General features: G+C 61.6%; 1 protein-coding gene. It reads left to right on the top strand.

The annotated features are described in order from the left end of the window. The coding region (locus ACTIDRAF_RS33180; RefSeq protein WP_211215420.1) for an integrase core domain-containing protein at positions 1-324 on the top strand (324 nt) is incomplete at its 5' end. Positions 325-344 lie beyond the last annotated feature (20 nt).

The following is a 344-nucleotide window of genomic DNA, read 5'->3' as shown; positions in this document are numbered from 1 at the left end:
TCTCCTGGTTTGGTGGCTCATTCCGACCGGGGGGTGCAGTACACGGCGTTGCGTTACAGTCAGCGGTTGAGCCGGTCGGGGATCGCGCGGTCGGTTGGGCGTCGGGGTGATTCCTACGATAATGCGCTAGCGGAGTCGGTCAACGCGTTGTACAAGAAGGAGCTGATTTACCGGAAGGGCCCGTGGAAGGGGGTTGCGGACGTCCGCGCTGCTACTGCGGAGTGGGTTCACTGGTATAATCACCACAGGCTGCACAGTTGGTGTGGGAATAGGCCACCGTTGGAGTACGAGGAACGACACTGGCGACAGGCCACAGCGGTCTGAACGCACACGAGCGTGGGAGG

Source organism: Actinoalloteichus spitiensis RMV-1378 (assembly GCF_000239155.1).
GTDB lineage: Bacteria > Actinomycetota > Actinomycetes > Mycobacteriales > Pseudonocardiaceae > Actinoalloteichus_B > Actinoalloteichus_B spitiensis.
Note: the sequence above shows the minus strand (reverse complement) of the source record. Positions and strands in the feature narration are given on the sequence as shown.